This is a genomic window from Hyphomonas polymorpha PS728 (assembly GCF_000685315.1).
In the GTDB taxonomy this organism is placed as follows: domain Bacteria; phylum Pseudomonadota; class Alphaproteobacteria; order Caulobacterales; family Hyphomonadaceae; genus Hyphomonas; species Hyphomonas polymorpha.
Genome location: NZ_ARYM01000002.1, coordinates 91,829 through 104,301 on the forward strand (window position 1 = coordinate 91,829; position 12,473 = coordinate 104,301).

General features: G+C 62.8%; 14 protein-coding genes. 8 read left to right on the plus strand and 6 right to left on the minus strand.

From position 1 onward, the window contains the following. Window positions 1–94: 94 nt before the first annotated feature. Window positions 95–448, plus strand: a complete 354-nt coding sequence (locus tag HPO_RS19500; protein ID WP_157532619.1) for a hypothetical protein — start codon at window positions 95–97, stop codon at window positions 446–448. 48 nt (window positions 449–496) lie between these two features. Here HPO_RS19500 and HPO_RS02085 read toward each other — a convergent pair whose 3' ends face one another. Continuing rightward, complete coding sequence (locus HPO_RS02085; RefSeq protein WP_035593910.1) at window positions 497–1,678, minus strand: vWA domain-containing protein; 1,182 nt, start codon at window positions 1,676–1,678, stop codon at window positions 497–499. Between the two features lie 128 nt (window positions 1,679–1,806). Here HPO_RS02085 and HPO_RS02090 point away from each other — a divergent pair, with 128 nt between their 5' ends. Next, entirely contained in the window at window positions 1,807–2,598 is a 792-nt protein-coding gene (locus HPO_RS02090; RefSeq protein WP_157532621.1) for a hypothetical protein, read from the plus strand. 62 nt (window positions 2,599–2,660) lie between these two features. Then, the gene (locus HPO_RS02095; RefSeq protein ID WP_035593914.1) at window positions 2,661–3,413 is read left to right on the plus strand and encodes a DUF2270 domain-containing protein; all 753 of its coding nucleotides are present in this window, start codon (window positions 2,661–2,663) and stop codon (window positions 3,411–3,413) included. A gap of 3 nt (window positions 3,414–3,416) precedes the next feature. Here the strand turns inward: HPO_RS02095 and HPO_RS02100 are convergent, their stop codons facing one another. Then, complete coding sequence (locus tag HPO_RS02100) at window positions 3,417–3,743, minus strand: antibiotic biosynthesis monooxygenase family protein (protein ID WP_035593915.1); 327 nt, start codon at window positions 3,741–3,743, stop codon at window positions 3,417–3,419. A 111-nt stretch (window positions 3,744–3,854) separates the two neighbouring features. Further along, a complete protein-coding gene (locus HPO_RS02105; protein ID WP_035593917.1) occupies window positions 3,855–4,739 on the minus strand; it encodes an AAA family ATPase in 885 nt (294 codons plus the stop codon). Window positions 4,740–5,106: 367 nt separating this feature from the next. On the opposite strand from HPO_RS02105, the gene flbT reads away from it, so the two are divergent. The 3 genes from flbT to HPO_RS02120 are packed head-to-tail and all read left to right on the plus strand — an operon-like array spanning window position 5,107 to window position 6,458. Next, window positions 5,107–5,487 (plus strand): flagellar biosynthesis repressor FlbT, encoded by a 381-nt coding sequence (flbT, locus tag HPO_RS02110; protein WP_035593919.1) that lies wholly within the window; start codon window positions 5,107–5,109, stop codon window positions 5,485–5,487. Next, window positions 5,487–5,798, plus strand: coding sequence for a hypothetical protein (locus tag HPO_RS02115; RefSeq protein WP_035593921.1), 312 nt, complete (start codon window positions 5,487–5,489; stop codon window positions 5,796–5,798). The genes flbT and HPO_RS02115 overlap by 1 nt, the downstream gene beginning before the upstream one ends. A 9-nt stretch (window positions 5,799–5,807) precedes the next feature. Then, window positions 5,808–6,458, plus strand: coding sequence for a MarC family protein (locus HPO_RS02120; RefSeq protein ID WP_035593923.1), 651 nt, complete (start codon window positions 5,808–5,810; stop codon window positions 6,456–6,458). 28 nt (window positions 6,459–6,486) lie between these two features. Here the strand turns inward: HPO_RS02120 and HPO_RS02125 are convergent, their stop codons facing one another. Further along, window positions 6,487–7,821 (minus strand): hypothetical protein, encoded by a 1,335-nt coding sequence (locus HPO_RS02125; RefSeq protein WP_157532623.1) that lies wholly within the window; start codon window positions 7,819–7,821, stop codon window positions 6,487–6,489. Window positions 7,822–8,049: 228 nt separating this feature from the next. Between HPO_RS02125 and dksA the strand changes: the two genes are divergently transcribed. Beyond that, the gene (dksA, locus tag HPO_RS02130) at window positions 8,050–8,496 is read left to right on the plus strand and encodes an RNA polymerase-binding protein DksA (protein WP_051612182.1); all 447 of its coding nucleotides are present in this window, start codon (window positions 8,050–8,052) and stop codon (window positions 8,494–8,496) included. A 285-nt stretch (window positions 8,497–8,781) separates the two neighbouring features. Then, entirely contained in the window at window positions 8,782–9,873 is a 1,092-nt protein-coding gene (locus HPO_RS02135; RefSeq protein ID WP_035593927.1) for a FliM/FliN family flagellar motor switch protein, read from the plus strand. Here the strand turns inward: HPO_RS02135 and HPO_RS02140 are convergent. Next, window positions 9,851–10,519, minus strand: a complete 669-nt coding sequence (locus HPO_RS02140; RefSeq protein ID WP_051612183.1) for a YceI family protein — start codon at window positions 10,517–10,519, stop codon at window positions 9,851–9,853. The genes HPO_RS02135 and HPO_RS02140 overlap by 23 nt on opposite strands. After that, window positions 10,492–12,351 carry a DUF885 domain-containing protein gene (locus tag HPO_RS02145; protein ID WP_035593929.1) on the minus strand — a complete coding sequence of 620 codons (1,860 nt, stop codon included), beginning with the start codon at window positions 12,349–12,351 and terminating at the stop codon, window positions 10,492–10,494. The genes HPO_RS02140 and HPO_RS02145 overlap by 28 nt, the downstream gene beginning before the upstream one ends. Between the last annotated feature and the right edge of the window lie 122 nt (window positions 12,352–12,473).

Below are 12,473 nucleotides of genomic sequence, written 5' to 3' on the forward strand. Positions count from 1 at the left end.
TTGCCGGGGCGGCGGACAAAGCTGCGATTCCAGATGGATGGCCGGGAAACTTCCGCAGGCGCTGAGCGTTCCTGCCCTGCAGGAGGAAATTTCCATGAAACATCTACGCTATTGGCCGCTGTTTGCCTTTGCGCTTCTGGCGGCGTGTTCGCCCGGGCCAGAAGAAACGCTGGCAGCCTTGCCGCAGGACGAGAGAATGGCTGTTCCGGAAACAGCGTCTGATGATCTGTCAAAGCAGGAAATGGCTGCGCAGCCTGCCAGTTGCGCCGATGAACTGGGCGCAGAGGCGGCCCAGGTTCTGGTGGATCAATGTCTGGCAATTTCGCCCGCGACCCGGCCGCCGTGCAATGCGCAGAACAGCTGCGACATGATCCGCGACGAAATCCGCCGGGGCTGCGGGTTTGGGGATGAAGGCGGCAATCCGGCGTTTTGCAGCGAGTACCAATAACGATCCCGGTCCCTCGCCGATAGGGTTCGGCGGGGGAACGGGGCGGCCTTAGCGGCTGAGTTCCTTCATCGCCTCATCCAGGCCGGCGAGGGTGAGTTCGAACATCCGGTGGGGGCCGATCAGTTCACGGATGAGCTTGATCGAGCCGGTATATTCCCAGGCGCCTTCCTTGGTGGGGTTCAGCCAGACGAAGTTGGGATAGCGCTCCACGAAGCGCTGGATCCAGAGGCCGCCGGCCTCTTCATTCCAATGTTCAACCGAGCCGCCGGCATAGGTGATTTCATAAGGGCTCATCGTGGCGTCGCCCACGACGATTACTTTGTAGTCTGACGGATATTTGTTCAGGACATCCCAGGTCGGGATGCGATTGTTCATGCGGCGGCGATTGTCCTTCCACAGGCCCTCATAGGGGCAGTTGTGGAAGTAGTAGTATTCGAGGTTCTTGATTTCCGAGCGCGCGGCGGAGAACAGCTCCTCCATTACGCGGACATGCGGGTCCATCGAGCCGCCGACATCCAGCAGCAGGAGCACGGAAATCGTGTTGCGCTTTTCCGGGCGCATTTCGATGTCGAGATAGCCCTTGCGGGCCGTGTTGCGGATGGTGCCGTCCAGGTCGAGCTCGTCCGGGGCGCCCTTGCGGGCCCATTTGCGCAGGCGCTTCATGGCGACCTTGATGTTGCGCGTGCCCAGCTCGATCTTGTCGTCGTAATTCTTGAATTCGCGCTTGTCCCATACCTTCACGGCGCGGCGGTGGCGCGACTTGTCCTGGCCGATGCGGACGCCTTCGGGATTGTAGCCATTGGCGCCGAAGGGCGAGGTGCCGCCGGTGCCGATCATCTTGTTGCCGCCTTCGTGGCGCTTTTTCTGTTCTTCGAGGCGCTTTTTCAGCGTCTCCATCAGCTTTTCGAAGCCGCCCATGGCTTCGATTTCGGCCATTTCCTCGGGCGTGAGGAATTTCTCGCTCATTTTCTTGAGCCATTCTTCGGGCAGGTCCTGCACGTTCACGGCATCTGCCAGCGTGTCGAGGCCCTTGAAGGTATGGGAGAAAACGCGGTCGAACTTGTCGATATTGCGCTCATCCTTCACCAGGGCGGCGCGGGAGAGGTAGTAGAACTCCTCCACCTCCATATCGATGACCTGCTTGTCCATCGCCTCCATCAGGAGGAGGTATTCCTTCAGCGTGACCGGGACTTTCGCCGCGCGCAGCTCGTTGAAGAAATTCAGGAACATGGCCCATACCTTTCGGTTTCCTACAGAGGCAAGATAACCCTCATGGGGGCGTCTGTCCAAGCTGACGCTGGGAAAAGTGTGGTCATTTGCGGTTCATGAGGGCGGGGGTAGGAAAAGATATGCTTCGGGTGGCCCTTTTCTCTTGTCTGGTGGCGGTTGGCGCCTGCGCGGCCACGGCGGACCCATCCGGCCCGCTGCCGGCGCCGATGTTTGCGCCGGGCGCGGGCGCGCCGGGCGATTGCACCGGGCCGGCGGAAGCAAGCTGTATGCTGGATGCCGCCTGGCAGGCGGCCGGATTGCTGCCCCAGGACAAGCAGGCGCGGCTGAAACCCGCCTTTACTGAGGTGACGCGCGGCCTGAAGGACGCGGCGCTTGCCTCCAGATGGCAGATGCGGCTTGGCACGGCGCCTCCGCCCCAGCCAGCGCCGGATTTTGCGCGCCGCCAGGCTGAAGCGGCGATTGCCGAGTATGGCTGGCAGGGATTTCTGGCGCGCGCCCATCGGGGCGAGGCGCCGCTGAATATGGGGCGGCCGGAGATTCTGGCAGCGGCAGTGGAGCTGGCGCCCGACCCTGACCAGCGCGTCTATCTTATCGACATCATGTTTTCACTCGCCGGAGCGCCCAAGCCTGGCACCAGCGGTTTCATCAGCCCGGACGATTTCGAGCGCGCCTCGTTGGGCCATGTGCTGACCGAGCAGATGATGAAGGATTGCAATCTCGTGGCCTTTGACCGCGCGCGGGGCCTGACGGCGGCGCCGGAGTCGATCCGCTATGAGCTGTGGCGTACGCGGATGACCGGCGGGGCGGGCAAGCTCGCGCCCCGGATACGCCAGGGCGACGGCAGCGATGACACAACCTTCGTGCGGCATGTTCTGGAAGGGTATGGGCCGGTTCTGCGGCAGGGATATTGTCCGGGCTGATTGCCGCGCGCGGGGCCTTGAAGACTTTTCCCGGTCACAAAGGTGAGGCATAGGGTCTGCGCATGGATACGATGGACGAAACCGAAGCCGATCATGTTGTCCCGCCCGCAGAAGGGCTGTGCGGCCCCTCTGAGGTGACGGCGCTCTCCCACCTCTACCGCGCGGAAGTCTACCGCTCGACGGTGTGGCGCCAGCGGCTTGATCAGACGACGAACTGGGCGGTGATCTCGACCGGGATTGGCCTCTCCGTGGCGTTTGCCAATGAGCGCGCCTCGCCCTTCCCCATCGTGCTGGTGGGGATGCTGTGCATCGTGTTCCTGATGCTGGAGGCGCGGCGCTACCGGTTTTTCTATGTGTGGCGCTTCCGGGCGCGGGTAATCGAGATTGCGTTCTATGTGCCGATCCTGCGCGGGGAGGGCACCAAGATCCGCCTCGACCGGGGCACGGCGCTGTCAGATGATTATGAAAAGCCGCAATACAGGATTTCGATGATCCGCTGTGTGGGGCGGCGGCTCCGGCGCAATTATGGCTGGATCTTTGCCATCCTGGGCGCGGCGTATTTTGCCAAGATCGCGATCCATCCGGTGGATGTGACCTCGTGGGAGCAGCTGTTCCGGCGGGCGCATATCGGGCCGATCCCCGGCTGGGTGGCTATCAGCTGCGGTCTCGCCTTCCATCTGACCTGGATTTTCATCGCTTGGAAAACCTGGTGGGACGAACGCACCGACAAGACCAAGATGGCGGACTTCCTCAAGAGCCGGGAAGACGTGAACTATGTGCGCGCAGCGAGCGCGCATGATTCGGCGCTGGGCTGAGGATTAGTCTTTCGCGCGGTCCAGAAGGTCGTCAGTGACTTCCATGGTGAAGACCGGATCATTGCCGGGCGGCGTTTCGCAGACAGCGTCTGAGAAGGCGGCGCGGGTTTCAGGATCGTCATAGACCATCTTCTGGTCATAGGCGCGCTGCCAGGTTTCCTCGTCGGGCCATTCGGCATAGCCGACAAAGCGGCCATCGCGTTCCTGATGCAGGCGCGAGCCATAGCTGCCATAGCGTTCGCGGATCAGCTCTGTGCCGCGCACCCAGGCATTGCGGAACTGGTCTTCCTTGCCCGGATGAACCCGCCACCAGTAGACTGCGATGAACATGGCGCCTCCTTGCTTGCTCAGGAAGGCAACGCGCCGGGGCTTGAATTGATCCGTTGAAAGCAAAAAGCCGGGGCGGGCCCCAGCTTTCGCATGTTCGATCCCTCTGGCCGATCAGCCCGCCGGGCCGCGGCGGCCGCCGCCGCTCGTGCTACCGCCATCGCTGCGGCGGGAGAGGAAGGCGAGGCGTTCGAAGAGGGCCACGTCCTGCTCGTTTTTCAGCAGCGCGCCGTGCAGCGGCGGGGTGAGGCGATCGGGATCTTTCTCGCGCATCGTTTCCAGGTCGATATCCTCATTCATGAGGAGTTTCAGCCAGTCGAGCAGTTCCGATGTGGAGGGCTTCTTCTTCACGCCGGGCAGCTCGCGCATGGCATAGAAGGTGGAGAGGGCGTCGCCGACGAGCTTTTTCTTGATGCCGGGGAAGTGGACATCGATGATGGCACGCATCGTGGGCTCGTCCGGGAATTTGATGAAATGGAAGAAGCAGCGGCGCAGGAAGGCGTCGGGCAGTTCTTTCTCATTGTTCGAGGTGATGATGACGATCGGGCGCTGGATGGCTTTCACCGTTTCGCCGGTTTCGTAGACGAAGAATTCCATCCGATCGAGTTCCTGCAGGAGATCGTTCGGGAATTCGATGTCGGCCTTGTCGATCTCGTCGATCAGCAGGACGGGGCGCTTGCCAGCGGTGAACGCCTCCCAAAGCTTGCCCTTCTTGATGTAGTTCTTGACGTCCTTGGCGCGCTCTTCGCCCATTTGGCCGTCGCGCAGGCGAGAGACCGCGTCGTACTCATAAAGGCCCTGATTGGCCTTGGTGGTGGACTTGATGTGCCATTCGATCAGTTCCGAGCCGAGGGCCTTGGCCACCTCGATGGCCAGCACGGTCTTGCCGGTGCCGGGCTCGCCCTTGATCAGGAGCGGACGTTCCAGGGCAATAGCGGCGTTGACGGCCACGCGCAGGTCATCTGTTGCGACATAATCCTTGGTGCCCTCAAACCGCATCCGTCTCGTCCCTTCATTCTGTTTGCTAACCCGCACAATAAGGCCGCGCGGGGCGCGGGCAAGCGCTGACCTGAAGGAAAGTGCTGCGGTGCAGAATCGAATTTCCTTAGGGGAAGGGGGAACCTGTGGTACAAGGATGATGCCATGCGCGCCGCCACAGAGGCTCAAGCTTCACGCTAAGCGTCGCGCCGGTTTCAGGCAGGCTGGCCGGTCCGGTTGGCCCGAAGAAACTGGTCTAGACCTTATGATCCAACTGCCCCCGGCTGTCGGGCGCATGGCTTCCCAACCTCCCGTAAATATTTGGAAAGCAAGCGTTAACGCCTTTGTGTGAATTTGAAACAATCCGCACCATGGGGGCCGGAGACGCATGCCGCTCAAACTTTCTCTCAAGCCAGGCGAGACCTTCGTTGTGAACGGCGCGGTCGTCCGCAACGGCGACCGGCGCGGCGTGCTGCTGCTGGAGACCCAGGCCCGCATCCTGCGTGAGAAGGATATTCTGGCGCCGTCCGCCGTTTCGACGCCCGCAGAGCGTGCGTATTTTGCCGTGATGCAGATGTATCTGCTCGGCGAGGTCGATGGCCCGCTTTATACTCAGACCGCCGAAGCCCTCGCCGGGCTGCTCGCCGACATGCCGGACGCGCGTGAGGATGTGCTGCAGATCTCGGCCGATGTCGTCGCCGGCGATCTTTACAAGGCACTCAGCCGCTGCCGGAAGCTGATGCCGGCCCTGGGCACGGAGGCCGCATGATGGCGGATGGCAACCAGATGCAGGCGCGCGCGCTGCGCGCTGAAGTAACCACGGGCCTGGAAGAGGCCATCGGCAAGCTGGAAGCAGGGGCCGGTGCCGGCCTGGCGGTGGACCTTGGCGGCGGACGGATCGCCCGGGCCGACAGCCCGCGCGGCGAGGAAGGCCTGCTGCAACGCCTGCGTGGCCACAGGATGCTGCTGGCGCTGGCTTCAGGCAAGGCAGATCTTTCACGCCTCAAATCCATGCCGGGCGACCTGCAGGTGGCGCCCGCTGTGCGCGAGATCCTTGACGCAGCGGCACGCAAGGCCTAGCGCCGCGCCATGTCGCCTGAACTGATTTCCCTCTTCACCGCTGCTTTCGTCACCTTCTTCGTGCTCATTGATGCACCGGGGGTGGCGCCGATCTTTGCGACGCTGACGGCGAAGGGATCGCCCGCCTATCGCCGCAAGATGGCTTACAAGTCGGTCTTCGTGGCAACGATCATCATGCTGCTGTTTGCTTTTGGCGGCGCGTGGCTGCTGGACGCGATGCACATCTCCATCGATGCCTTCCGGGCCGCGGGCGGGGTGCTGCTGTTCCTGATCGCGCTCGACATGGTGTTCGAAAAGCGGACCGAGCGGCGTGAACACCGGGCCGAGGAAGTGCTGGAAGGCCACCGCGATGATCCGGAGCCGGAAGATGTTTCGGTGTTCCCGATGGGTATTCCGATGATTGCGGGGCCCGGCTCGATTGCCACAGCGATGTTCTACATGTCGGAAGCGCCGACTTTTGTGCATCAGAGTGTCGTGCTGGCGGCCATTGGCCTTAACCTGCTGATCACGCTGGTGGTTTTCCTGATGGCCGGGCCGATTGTCCGCCTCATCGGGGCGAGCGTGGCGGGCGCGCTGACGCGTATCCTGGGGGTTATCCTGGCGGCGCTGTCGGCGCAGCTGATCATCGACGGCATTCGCGGCGCGTTCAATATCGGCTGATTTTTCAGATGATTCCTGAGATAATGTCTCAGGCGCCCTGAGGCTCGGCCCTCGGCTTGGGCAGCTTGATGTAGAGCCGCACGGTTGAGAGCATCACCCAGAACAGCAGCATGCCGGCGGCTGTCAGGCTCATGATCTCCAGCACGGTATTGCGGTTCCAGCTGATGCCGGCATCGGCGATCTTGAGCGCTTCACGGCCCCGTTCGCGCACCAGCACGATCAGGCGTTCGCCGCCCGCCTCTGCCAGCAGGCGGGCTCGCTGAAGGTCTGTGCCGTCCTCAATCACCGCCAGAACCGTCAGCGCGCCGCCGGGGCTGGTCTGGGCGGCAAGGCGCTGGATCTGGTCAAGGTCAGCCTCCAGTGGGCCGAGGCCTGCCTGATTGATCGAGCCCCCATAGGCGGCGCGGACACGTTCGGCGCGTACTTCGGTGGTGGCGAGGTCTCTGAACGCTTCCTGCAAGGCAGGCTCCAGCGCCGCGTCGGGCAGGGCGGCATCCACCTGTTCGGCAAGATAGTCCGAAAAGCTCGGCGTCAGGCGCTGAGAGCGGCGGGCTGATTTCAGGATCGAGACGGAAAGTGCGGTCGCGTCGGAAAGGCCGTCGCTATAGTCCTGCTGGACAAGGCCAAGGCCGGTGAGCTTCAGGACAAGTTCGTCGGAGCGGTCGCCCTCGATCCAGCGCTGAGACATGACGGCAAGATCGGCATAGCTGCCGAGGATCTGGAACCGGCGCTCGTCTTCATTGCGGACATTCGCCTGCAGCACGATGGGGGCGTCGGCGGCGGGCTCCGGCGTCTCGGGGGCCTCTGCCGGCTCAGCTGCTTCCGCGAGCTCTGGTGGAGGTTCCTGTGTCTCGGCGGGGTCTGCTTCGCCGGGGAGCGCCGCGGGCGTCTGGGGGGCAGGGGGATTGTAGCGCTCGGTTTCCATGATCCGCATGGCAACATTTTCAGGCAGCTTCTGCAGGGCGGCGCGGATCAGGCGTTCGTCCGGCGTGCCGGTGACCTCCGCTTCGGCGCGCACACGGATCTGTTCGCCCAGATCGCGGCCCAGCATCTGCGGCGCGGCGAGCAGATAACCGCGCACGGCCGACATGTTGCGCCCGTCCATCTCCGCCACAATCCGGTCCTGCCAATAGGGGAGCTTGCTGTCCTCGTCGCGGGGCCCGAACGTGGTCAGCTCCTCAAGCAGCCGGACATTGGCATGCTGAAGCGCCTCGGCGGCGCCTTCGCGGGAGGTCAGATCCTGATCGTAAGCATTGGAAATGGCACGTGCGCCGATCACAGGCAGAAGAATCAGCAGGGAATTGAACATCACCGCCAGCATCCAGCCCGCTCTGCGGGATTGTACTTTCCGTTGGCGGGCCATTCCGTCGATTTTACCGTTTGGGCAGACTGTAAGGGCAGTTGCACATAGAGCGTGCCGGGGGGGCAAAGATCAAGGGGTGGTCTGCAACTTGCACTGTGCAGAACGCTCTTTGTGGGGCATTGAAGCGTTTACTGACAGTGTTTCGGCATGTTTTTGTCGTAATTGTCTGAAATTACAGGATTTACCCCCTCAGTCTCGGACATTGCGGAGAATCGAGGTCCGCTCTATATGGCACACAAACGAGTGAAGGAGTCTGCCGTGAGTATCGATCTCTCAGACGATTATCGCCCCTCGGAAGACGAAGAGTTCATGAATGAGCGGCAGCTGGCCTATTTCAGGCGCCTGCTGGAAGCCTGGAAGGCCGACATTCTCGACGGCGCCAAGCAGACCATTCACAATCTTCAGGACGAGTCAGGCTCTCTCCCCGACATTGTGGACCGCGCTTCGGCCGAAAGCGACAAGGCGCTCGAGCTGCGCACGCGGGACCGGCAGCGCAAGCTGATTTCCAAGATCGATGCGGCGCTGCGCCGGATCGAGGATGGCAGCTACGGCTATTGCGAAGCCACCGGTGAGCCGATCGGCCTGCGGCGCCTGGAAGCGCGCCCCACCGCGACCCTCAGCCTTGAGGCGCAGGAGCGTCACGAGCGCAAGGAACGCACCCTGCGCGACGACTAGGCACCGCGTTTTTAAAGTTCTGCGAACAGTAAAAAGGCGGCTCTCCAGATCGGAGTGCCGCCTTTTTCCAGTCATCTTTCCCCACGCCTTTGGCGGATGTTGTACGAGCTTCTTTGGCCGCACGACCATCATGACGCGCAGATCCGAATCACGCCTTACCGAGGCCTGACCAGAAGGTAAAATTCGAGAGACTTGAGTGAATCCCTCAGGCAGTTGCTGTTAATAATTGCCGTCGCGGCGAATTTACTAACGCGCCATTAACCTTTTCCGGGCGACTTAGATGATATGACCCTGCCATTCGCCTCTTCCGTGAAGAGTGCATCCCCGCCGGACCTGGCGGAGGATGGATGGGATGTTTCACCCAGGCTTCGGCGCCGCATCATGACGGATACCCCGCCCCTGCGCGAACCGATTGCCCCTGACCGCCCGCTGCCGACCTCGCGGGGCGTGCTGACACCGGCCGAGATCGAGATGCTGCTGCGTCCCGACCTTTCGGACATGGACGACCTGCCTGAAGAGGCTCCGCCAGAGCCCCAGCCGAGGATGGTTGCCGAGTTTACGCCGCCCGCACCCGCCCCGTCCGGGGCCGGACGGGAAGAAGCCGCCCGCCGCATTTCGGCCCGCCTGTCGCGCGCCATGCGCGAGCATTGCGGGATTGCGGCGGCCTTCACTGTGCAGCGCATTTCGCCAGTGAGCCTGGCGCAGGCTGTTTCTGCACGGGAAGAACCGGGGCAGGCGATTGTCTGCTGCGCCGGCGCTGAGGGCGATGTGGCGGCGATGCTGGTCATCGGGGCAGGGCTTGCCCAGATCATGATCGAGACGGCCTGTGGCGGCCCGGTGCCCAATTCCCAGCCAAGAGAGCTCAGCCCGATTGATCTGGCGCTGCTGGAAGGTCTGGCCCGGCCGCTGGCGAGCGTCGTAGGCGCCGGGATGGCGTTTTCCGGCATCGAAACCGACCCTCTGTTTGCTGCCTCCATCGCGGCGCCGGGGGCGGCTTACGAGATCACGCTGTCGGTTCGCGCGGGTGGGGCCGACTGGCCGGCGCGCCTGCTGGTGACGCAATCGCTGCTACCGGAGACGCTTGCCAGCGAGGACGCCGTGCCGAAGGCAGAGCGAAGCGGGCCGGCGCTGACCGTGCTGATGACGGCGCGTGTGGCCCGGGTGGAAATGCCGCTGTCCAAACTCACCAGCCTGCGTCCCGGCGCCACGCTGCTGCTGGGTGTGCCGGCGGACCAGCCGGTGGAACTGCTGTCCGGCGGGCTGGACGGCGAGGTGGCCGCCGAAGCCCAGATCGGGCGGAAGGGGAATCGCATGGCCGTGCGCATTTCGCGGCGCGGCCCGGCGCTCCGTGCGCTCAATCCGGCCTTTGCCGGATAAACTCCGCTTCAATCTCTATCCGGACGGTATCGGTCAGCAGGCCCGAAAAACGGTCTATGCCGAAGTCTGAGCGGTTGATCTCTGCCTCAGCAGAAAATCCGATCACATCAGCCTGGCGCAGCGGGTCGTAGGCGCTGCCGTTGAGCCTTGCCGTCAATGTGATCGGGCGGGTGACGCCTTTCAGGGTGAGGTTGCCGGTGATCTCGGCGGTTGTTTCGCTGGTAGGGTGGACGATGGTGGATTTGAAGATCGCCTGCGGATGAGCCGCGGCGTCAAACCAGGCCGGGCCTGTCAGTTCTGCGGCAAAGTCCGGGTTGGCAACATCCAGCGAGGGGATGTCGATGATCGCCTCGATCCGCGCGCCCGCCGGATTGGCCGCGTCGCCGGTGAGGCTTGCCTCGAAACGGCCGAAGCGGCCCACATAATCCGAAAAGCCGAGATGGTTGATCCGGAAGACGAGCGCGGCGTGTTTGGTATCCAGCGCAAAGTCGCCCGGCGTCAGGCGGCTGGCGGCGGTATCTATTTTTGGGGCGAGGAGGGCGCCGGCTACACTGCTGCAGCCGGCGAGAAAGAGGACGGCGAGCGCGAGGGACGCGCCCGCCCGGAGGATAGGGCGGCCTAGCTGGCCTTGGTCTCCGCGATCCATGCGTCGACATTCTCCTCAAGTATGGCCAGCGGCACGGCGCCATTCTTCAATACGACGTCATGGAAGTCGCGGATGTCGAAGGCGTCGCCAAGCTCTGTCTTGGCGCGTTCGCGCAGCTCGACGATCTTGATCATGCCGATCTTGTAGGCGGTGGCCTGACCCGGCATCACGATGTAGCGATCGATGGCCTTGCGGGCGTCGCCTTCCGGATTGGGGGTGTTCTCCAGAAGATATTGAACGGCCTGTTCGCGCGTCCACTGTTTGGAGTGAAGGCCGGTATCGACCACCAGGCGGGCAGCGCGCCAGATTTCCATGGCGAGGCGGCCAAAATCCGAATACGGATCGGTGTAGTAGCCGATCTCCTTGGGCAGAAGCTCCGTATAGAGGCCCCAGCCTTCGGAATAGGCGGTGTAGCCGCCAAAGCGCCGGAAGCTGGGAACACCTTCAAGCTCCTGCGCGATGGCAATCTGCATATGGTGGCCCGGAATGCCTTCATGGAAAGCGAGCGCTTCCAGCTGATAGGTCGGCATGTCGGACATGCGGTAAAGGTTGGCGTAGTAGATGCCGGGGCGGCTGCCATCCGGGGCAGGGCGGTTGTAGAAGGCCTTGCCGGCGGACCGCTCCCGGAAGGGCTCGACCGCCTGCACGATCATGCCGGCTTTCGGGAACGTGTTGAAGAGGTTCGGGAGGTCTGCCTCCATCCGGGCAATCGCTGCGCGCGCCTCGGCGAGATATTCCTCGCGGCCTTCAGGTGTTTCGGGTTTGTAGAAGCGCGGATCGGTGCGCATGAACTCGAAAAAGTCCTGCAGGTCTCCCTCAAAGCCGACCTGCTGCATGATCGCCTCCATCTCCGCATGGATCCGGGCAACTTCATCCAGGCCGATCTGGTGGATTTCGGCGGCGGTGAGATCGGTCGTCGTCATCGCCTTCAGGCGTGCTTCGTAATAGGCCGCGCCATCGGGCAGTTTCCAGGCGCCGTCATCGGCGGTGGCGCTGAGCTGCTGGCGGGTGAGTTCCTCAATGGCGGCCTGATAGGCGGGGCCGACGGCGGTGGTGAGGGCCTGCACGGCGCGCTCGGTCAGCTCTGCGGCCTGTTCCGGCGAGATCGTGCTGTTATTGACCAGCGCGGTAATCTTGCCCCGGATGTCGCTCATCAGCGGGCTGTCTTCACTGCCATCATCCTTGCCGGAGAAAGGATAGCCGGTGATGAGGCCGCGGGCGTCGGAGAGGACATAGTCATAGACGAAAGCAGGCGGCTGAATGCCTTTTTCAGCGGACGCGCGGGCGTTTTCGACATGGCCGCCGAGATAGGCGGGCAGGGCGTTCAGGCGCGTGATGTAGGCCTCCGCATCTGTCAGGCCGGTGACCTTGTGCTGGTTTATCAGAAAGGCGGGGATCGACGACTGGACGCCAAACATCTGGTTGAAGGTATAGCCGTGATCACGGAACGGTTCGTTCAGTTCTGAGCGCTCCAGCTCATATTCTGCGAGCCGCCAGGACAGCTTCGCCTGGTCGTTCAGCTTGTTGAAGTCGAATTTTTCCTTCATTTCCTGAACAGTAGCCCGCTGGATGGCCAGGCTTTCCGCGTCGAAGGCGCGGGAGGGGTCGGTCCACTCGCCATAGCGGTCGCGCCGGCCCAGCGCGGTCATCCGCATCGGATCCCGCGCGATGGCTTCCTCGAACTTCTGCTCGAACCATTCGTTCAGCCGCTCGGATTCGGCAGCCACCACCTCGGTGGAATATTCCGGAATTTTGGGTTCGCGGTGGGCGGGGGCGCCGCAGCTGGCGACCAGCGCCAGTGCGGTGAACATTGCGAGCGTGCGTGATACCATGGTTAGCCGAATCCTGTTCTTCTGGGCTCGATTATACTGCGTCTGTTAACGGCTTTTTCGGGTTCGTTAACCTTTGCCGTGTCAAAAACGATAAACTAGGTGAAGGTTGGGCCTCGAGTCAT